At 69.4% G+C, this 6,786-nt stretch carries 7 protein-coding genes; 2 read left to right on the forward strand and 5 right to left on the reverse strand.

Annotated elements, in window-relative coordinates; genetic code table 11:
* Window positions 1–473, forward strand: a 473-nt coding sequence (locus AC1DOC_RS13260; protein ID WP_478129906.1) for a CinA family protein, incomplete at its 5' end; no start/stop codon positions are given.
* Here AC1DOC_RS13260 and AC1DOC_RS13265 read toward each other — a convergent pair.
* From AC1DOC_RS13265 to AC1DOC_RS13285, 5 genes are read right to left on the reverse strand one after another with little or no spacing between them, the layout of a single operon-like run.
* The gene (locus tag AC1DOC_RS13265; protein ID WP_478080668.1) at window positions 470–1,474 is read right to left on the reverse strand and encodes a tripartite tricarboxylate transporter substrate-binding protein; all 1,005 of its coding nucleotides are present in this window, start codon (window positions 1,472–1,474) and stop codon (window positions 470–472) included. The genes AC1DOC_RS13260 and AC1DOC_RS13265 overlap by 4 nt on opposite strands.
* On the reverse strand, window positions 1,471–2,358 hold the full coding sequence (locus AC1DOC_RS13270; protein ID WP_478083473.1) for an HpcH/HpaI aldolase/citrate lyase family protein: 888 nt from the start codon (window positions 2,356–2,358) through the stop codon (window positions 1,471–1,473). Before AC1DOC_RS13270 ends, AC1DOC_RS13265 begins: the two co-directional genes overlap by 4 nt.
* The gene (locus AC1DOC_RS13275) at window positions 2,355–3,536 is read right to left on the reverse strand and encodes a CaiB/BaiF CoA transferase family protein (RefSeq protein ID WP_478081927.1); all 1,182 of its coding nucleotides are present in this window, start codon (window positions 3,534–3,536) and stop codon (window positions 2,355–2,357) included. Before AC1DOC_RS13275 ends, AC1DOC_RS13270 begins: the two co-directional genes overlap by 4 nt.
* Before the next feature lie 23 nt (window positions 3,537–3,559).
* Window positions 3,560–4,468 (reverse strand): HTD2 family dehydratase, encoded by a 909-nt coding sequence (locus AC1DOC_RS13280; RefSeq protein WP_478081929.1) that lies wholly within the window; start codon window positions 4,466–4,468, stop codon window positions 3,560–3,562.
* An 8-nt stretch (window positions 4,469–4,476) separates the two neighbouring features.
* Window positions 4,477–5,451, reverse strand: a complete 975-nt coding sequence (locus AC1DOC_RS13285) for a tripartite tricarboxylate transporter substrate binding protein (protein WP_478083471.1) — start codon at window positions 5,449–5,451, stop codon at window positions 4,477–4,479.
* A gap of 110 nt (window positions 5,452–5,561) precedes the next feature.
* On the opposite strand from AC1DOC_RS13285, the gene AC1DOC_RS13290 reads away from it, so the two are divergent.
* Window positions 5,562–6,473: a LysR family transcriptional regulator gene (locus AC1DOC_RS13290; protein ID WP_012747155.1), complete on the forward strand. Its 912-nt coding sequence runs from the start codon at window positions 5,562–5,564 to the stop codon at window positions 6,471–6,473.
* Window positions 6,474–6,786: the final 313 nt, after the last annotated feature.

Consider the following 6,786-nt stretch of genomic DNA (forward strand, 5'->3'; position numbering starts at 1 on the left):
GCGCCATCCTGCGCGAGCGGCGCCAGACGGTGGCGGTGGCCGAATCCTCGGCCGGCGGGCTGGTGTCGGCCGCCCTGCTCGCCATCCCGGGCGCCTCGGCTTTCTTCCTCGGCGGCGCGGTCGTCTACTCGCGCCGGGCCGGAAAAGCGCTGCTGGGGCTGACGGCCGAAGACATGGCCGGCATGCGCGCGGAAACCGAACCCTATGCCAGCTTCATTGCAGGCAGGATCCGGGACAGCCACCGCGCCACCTGGGGCATTGCCGAGAGCGGCGCGGCCGGCCCGTCCGGCAGCCCCTATGGCGACGCGCCGGGTCATGTGTGCCTGGCCATTGCCGGAGAGGCTGCGGCCAGCAGGACGATCGAAACCGCTAACGCGGACCGCGCGTCGAACATGGATGTCTTTGCGCGGCAACTGCTCCTGCTGTTCCACCAGACGCTGCTGGCGCAGGATCGCCGCGCGCCAGGCTCCTAGTCCGCCTGCACCCCCGCCGCCTTGATCACCTTCCCCCACTTCTCGGTCTCGGCCGCCAGGTGGGTGCGCAGCGCTTCGGGCGTCACCTTGTCCATCGGCACGGCCTCGGTGCTCAGCTCGGCGAAGCGGTGCTTGACCATGTCGTCCTGCAGCGCGGCGCGCAGGGCCGTGTTGAGCTTTTCCATCACGGCCGGCGGCGTGCCCCTGGGCGCGTAGATGCCGTGCCACACCTTCACGTCGAAACCCTTCTGGCCCTGCTCGTCGAGCGTGGGAATGCTGGGCATGCTGGACAGGCGCTTCGGCGTGGTCACGCCGAACACCTTGACGCGGTTGCCGTCCTTGATGACCGGCGCGGTCTGCGTGGTCTGGTCGCACAGCAGGTCGACCTGTCCGCCCATCAGGTCGTTGAGCGCCGGGCCGGCGCCCTTGTAGGGCACGGTGGTGAGCTGCACCCCGATTTGGTGCGCCAGCAGCATGCCGCACAGCTGCGAGACCGCGCCGATGCCGGCGTTGGCAAGCGTGACCTTGTCCTTGTGGGTCTTCACGTAGGCCAGCAGTTCCTGGAAGTTGCTGGCCGGAAAGTCCTTGCGCGAGAGCAGGGTCATGGGCACGTCCATCACCTGGCCCACGTATTCGAAGTCCTTCAGCGGGTCGTAGTTGAGCTTCTTGTAGAGCGCGGGCGCGGTGGCCATGCCCATGTGGTGGATCAGGATGGTGTAGCCGTTGGGCGCCGCCTTGGCCACGCGCGCGGGCGCGATGGTGCCGCCCGCGCCCACGGTGTTCTCGACGATCACGGTCTGCCCGAGCGACTTGCCCATGGGAATCGCGAGCATGCGCGCGACCACGTCGGTGGGGCCGCCGGCCGAGTACGGCACGACCATGGTGATGGGCTTCTCGGGCCAGGGCGCCTGCGCCGCGGCCGGCGCTTGCACGGCCAGCAGGCCTGCGCCCAGCGATGCGGCCAGCAGGGTGCGGCCCTTCCAGTTCTTCTTCAATGTCACTTGCTTGTCTCCTTGGTTGTTGGATGGCTGTCTTGTTCCGCAGCGAGCGCCTGCAGCCGTTCGGCCAGGCGAACCACCGGCGCGTCGACCATGCGGCCGTCGAGGCTGGCGACGCCGCCGCCAGCCGACCGCACGGCCTCGATCACGCGGCGCGCCCATGCGAGCTCGCCGTCGCTCGGGCCGAGCGCGGCCTGCACCGGCGCAACCTGGTCGGGGTGGATGCACAGCTTGGCGCCGAAGCCGCCGCGCCGCGCGCGTGCGGTGTCGGCGGCCAGGCGCTGCGCATCGCGCCAGTCGGCCGTCACGCCGTCGATCGGCGCGGGCAGCCCGGTGCGGCGCGAGGCCAGCAGCAGCGCCAGGCGCACCGGCACCAGCTCGGCTTCGTCCGCATCGCAGGCCAGCCCGACATCGGCCTGGAAATCGAGGTTGCCGAAGGCGAGCCGCAGCACCTGTGGCGCCGCCGCGAGTTCATCGATCGCCGCAAGCCCGGCCGCCGATTCGACGAGCGGCACGAGCACGCCTCGGGGGCCGATGGCTTCGGCCAGCCGCCGCAGGTCGCCGCCCCGCTCCGCCTTGGGCAGTACCACGCCCGCAATCAGCCCCTGCAAGACCAGCCCGGCCACGGCCGCGCAGTCGTCCTCGTGCCAGGGCGTGCCTGCGGCATTGATGCGCACCAGCAGGCGCTGCCGGCCGGCCGTGGGCAGCGCGGCGAACGAGGCCGCGAGGCCTTCGCGCGCCGCGGCCTTGCGCTCGGGCGCCACCGCATCCTCCAGGTCGACGATCACCCCGCCCGCGCCGGTGGCCAGCGCGCGCACATGGCGCTCGGGCCGGTCGGCCGGCACGAAGAGAAAGGCGCGCGCCAGCGCGAGCGCTGCCGCGCTCACACCGCCCCCGCCTCGCGCAGCGCCGCGATGTCCGCCTCGCTGCGGCCCAGGCTGCGCAGGATGGCGTCGGTGTGCTGGCCCACGGCCGGTATCGCGTCCATGCGGTAGTCGAAGGCGCTCTGGCGGCCGGCCGGCAGCAGCGCCGGAATGTCGCCGGCCGGCGAGCCCACCTGCCGCCAGCGCTCGCGCGCCTGCAATTGCGGATGCGCCCACAGCCCGGCCATGTCGTTCATGCGCGCATTGGCGATCTGCGCCGCATCGAGGCGCTCGACCACCTGCGCGGTGCCGAGCGCGGCGAAGGTCTCGACGATGATCGCGCGCAGCGCGTCGCGGTTCTCGTTGCGCCGCGCGTTGCTGTCGAAGCGCGCGTCGGTGGCAAGCGCCGCCTGCTGCAGCACCTTCTCGCAGAACACACGCCATTCGCGCTCGTTCTGCAGGCCCAGCATCACCGTGCCGCCGTCGCCCGCGGGAAAGGGACCGTAGGGATAGATGGTGGCGTGCGAGGCCGCGCTGCGCGGCGGCGGCGGCGCGCCGTCGTAGGCGTAGTACATCGGGTAGCCCATCCACTCGGCGAGCGATTCGAGCATCGACACGTCGATGTGCGAGCCCTTGCCGGTCTTGCCGCGCTGCAGCAGCGCCGCGAGGATGCCGGTGTAGGCATACATGCCCGCCGCGATGTCGGCGATGGAATTGCCCGACTTGCAGGGATCGTCCGGCGTGCCCGTGACCGAGAGAAAGCCTGCCTCGCTCTGGATCAGCAGGTCGTAGGCCTTCTTGTCGCGGTACGGGCCGTCGTCGCCATAGCCCGAGATGTCGCAGACGATGAGCCGCGGATGCAGGGCCTGCAGCGCCTCGGCGCCCAGGCCCATGCGCGCGGCCGCGCCGGGCGCGAGGTTCTGCACCAGCACGTCGGCCTCGGCCACCAGCGCCTGCAGCACCGCGAGCGCGGCGGGCTGCTTGAGGTCGAGCGTGAGGCTTTCCTTGGAGCGGTTCACCCACACGAAGTGCGAGGCCTCGCCGCCCACGCGTGCGTCGTAGGCGCGCGCGAAATCGCCGGCGCCGGGGCGTTCCACCTTGATGACGCGGGCGCCAAGGTCGGCCAGCTGCCGGGTGCAGAACGGCGCGGCGATCGCGTGCTCGAGCGAAACCACGGTGATGCCGTCGAGAGGTCTTGTCATGGACGTGTTTTCCATATTCTTTTTCATGCGAGCACGGCCGTGGCCTGCATCGTGAGCCAGCCATCGGCGTCTTCGCCCCAGAGGCTGAAGGTCTTGCCGTCCGTGCTGCCTTCGGCCGGCTTGCCGTGCACGCGGAACGGCGCGATGTCGAAGGTCGGCCGCACGGCGCGGAACTCGAATCGCGCGAGCTGCGCGCCCGGCAGGTTGCGGCGCAGCAGGTCCACGAGCAACGTCGCGATCAGCGGGCCGTGCACGATCAGGCCCGGATAACCCTCGACCTGCGTCACGTAGCGGCGGTCGTAGTGGATGCGGTGGCCGTTGAAGGTGAGCGCCGAATAGCGGAACAGCAGCACGTCGTCGGGCACGATCTCGCGGCTGAAGGCGGCGTCCTTCGGCGCCGGCGTGGGCGGCGGCGCCTTCTCGCCGGGCGCGGCCGCGGCGCGGTAGACGATGTCGTGCTCCTCGGTCAGCGCAAGGCCGCGTTCGTTGCGCACTTCATGGCGCACCAGCACGAACATCAGCTCGCCCGTGCGGCCCAGCTTGTGGCTGACCGAGGCGATGGTCGAGGTGCGCTCGGCCCTGTCACCCACCTGCAGCGGGTTGCCCGGCTCCCATGCCAGCCGGCCGCCGGCCCACATGCGGCGCGGCAGCGGCACGGGCGGCAGGAAGCCGCCGCGCTTCGCATGGCCGTCCTCGCCGATCTCGGATTGGCGATGGTGCGGCAGGAAGTAGAGCCAATGCCAGAGCTCGGGCAGGCGCGTGCCGGCGGCGGGCGGTGCGTCGTCGCGGTCGAGCGTGGCCGAGAGTGCGCGCACGGGAGCGGCGGTGATGTCGTCGGCCAGCGTTTCGCTGCGGCCTTGCCAGGCCTGGAGCTTGGCGAGCGTGCCGCTGTCGATCGCGCCGGAGGACTTTTCTTGGACGGGATTGCTCATGGGTTCCTTCAGTCGACCGCTGCGCCGGAGGCCTTGACGATGCGTGCCCACTTGGCGAGGTCGTCCTGCAGCAGTTTCGAGAATTGATCGGGCGTGGTGGGCGGCGCGATCTCCACGCCCTGCTGTTCGAGCTTGTCGCGCAGGTCCTTCGCGGCCAGCGCCTTGCGCGTCGCGTCCTGCAGCGTGGCGAGCACCTCGGGTGGCACGCCCGCTGGCGCGAACAGGCCGATCCAGAGCGTGCCGTTGTAGCCCGGCACGGCCTCGGCAATGGCGGGCACCTCCGGCAGCACTGGCGAGCGTTTGTCGCCGCTCACGGCCAGCGCGCGCAGCTTGCCGGCCTTGATGTGCGAGAGCGCCGAAGGCAGGCTCGCAAACACGATCGGCAGCTGCCCGCCGAGCACGTCGTTGAGTGCGGGCGCCACGCCCTTGTACGGCACGTGCTGCAGCGAGATGCCGGCCATGCTGTTGAGCATTTCGCCCAGCAGGTGGTTGAGCGTGCCGTTGCCGGCCGAGGCGTACTGGTAGTTGGCGCCCTTCTGCCGCGCGAGCTTCAGGAACTCGTTGAAATCCTTCGCGGGCAACGAGGGGTTGACCAGCAGCACGTTGGGCACCGCGCCGATCAGGCCCACGGGCTTGAAATCCTTCACCGGATCGAAGCCCGGGTTCTTGTAGAGCGCCGGGTTGATGGCCTGGCTGCTGCTGATGGTCATGAGCAGCATGTAGCCGTCCTTCGGGCCCTTGGCGACCAGTTGCGTGCCGATGTTGCCGCCCGCGCCCGGCCGGTTGTCGACCACCACGCTCGCGTTCATCAGTTCGCCGATCTTCTGGCCCACGAGGCGGCCCACGATGTCGTTGGTGCCGCCCGCGGCCTGCGGCACGACGAGCGTGACGGGGCGCGAGGGGTAGGGCTGCGCGGCAGCCGGAACCGCAGTGCAGAGCGCAGCCGCGGCAAGGGAAAGAAGCGCCAGTGCGCGGAATTTCATTGTCTTTGTCTCCATGGCTGCATGGTGTTCTGCCGTGGCAGCGCGCGCAATCTGCGATTTCGAAACCCAGGCTTCTGAAATACCGAAGGCTCGGGCTTTACGATGGCGCCATGCTTTTCGACCTGACCGACCTGCGCCTCTTCGTTGCCACGGCCGAGCTCGGCAATCTCACGCGCGCGGCCGAGCGGCAGCACCTGTCGCTTGCGGCGGCCAGCGCGCGCATCAAGGCGCTCGAAAACCAGGCCGGGCTGCAGCTGCTGCAGCGCGAAGCGCGCGGCGTGCGCCTGCTGCCGCCGGGGGAAGCCTTCCTGCACCACGCGCGCCTCGTGCTGCACCAGACCGAGCAGCTGCGCGCCGACCTGCTCGAATACGGCGGCGGCCTGCGCGGCCACCTGCGCGTGTTCGCCAACACCACGGCGGTGACCGATTTCCTGCCTGAAATCTTGCCGGGCTTTCTTGCGCGCAATCCGCGCATCAACGTCGACCTTCAGGAAAAACCGAATGCTCAGATCCCGCGCGGCGTGCTCGACGGCCGCGCCGACATCGGCATCGTGGCGGGCCGCGTCGACACGCTGGGCCTCGAAGCGATCCACTTCAGCACCGACCGGCTGGTGCTCGCCACCTCGCGCAAGCACCGCTTCGCGAAGCGCCGCAGGATTTCATTTGCGGAAACGCTCGACGAAGACGCCATCGGCATGCAGCAAGGCAGCACCTTGCAGACCTTTCTGGCGCAGATCACCGACAACCTCGGCAAGCGGCAGAAGCTGCGCATCCAGCTCGGCAGCTTCGACGCCATGTGCCGGATGATCGGCAGCGGCGTGGGCATTGGCGTGGTGCCGGAGTCGGCGGCGCGGCGCAATCAGGAAAGCATGCGGCTCGCGCTGATCGATCTCAGCGACGCATGGTGCGTGCGGGAGCGCTACCTGCTGGTGCGCGACCGGGCGGCACTGCCGATCTATGCGCAGGCGCTGGTCGAGACGCTGTGCCAGCACTACGCCGTGGAGCAGGCCGCTGCCGGCTGAGTGCCACAAATCAAGGACTTGCGGGCGAATTCTGAAGAAGCCGATGCCATCCCCATTTTCCGTGGACAACTTTGGGGATAACTGATGTTCTTCCTTGTAAAGCAGATCTAACTTGTTGTTTTACAAGGGGAATAATCAGTTTGCTCAAAAATTGGGCGGTGAACAAAGTGGGCCACGGTCCGCCGCAGTGATCTGTTGCTGTTGTTCTTGTTCGGGGCGCGTGCACAGGCCACCGGGTACTCCCCTCCGCGAATGTCCCCCGCCTTCGGCTCCTCCTTTATTTCGCTGCGGGGAGCACCCGATGCCCTGGGCA

Source organism: Variovorax sp. 01T439_2, assembly GCF_056398445.1.

Coding starts and splice junctions, on each gene's coding strand:
- AC1DOC_RS13285 (WP_478083471.1), bottom strand. CDS start 5,451: ATGAAATTCCGCGCACTGGCGCTTCTTTCCCTTGCCGCGGCTGCGCTC.
- AC1DOC_RS13290 (WP_012747155.1), top strand. CDS start 5,562: ATGCTTTTCGACCTGACCGACCTGCGCCTCTTCGTTGCCACGGCCGAG.
- AC1DOC_RS13280 (WP_478081929.1), bottom strand. CDS start 4,468: ATGAGCAATCCCGTCCAAGAAAAGTCCTCCGGCGCGATCGACAGCGGC.
- AC1DOC_RS13275 (WP_478081927.1), bottom strand. CDS start 3,536: ATGACAAGACCTCTCGACGGCATCACCGTGGTTTCGCTCGAGCACGCG.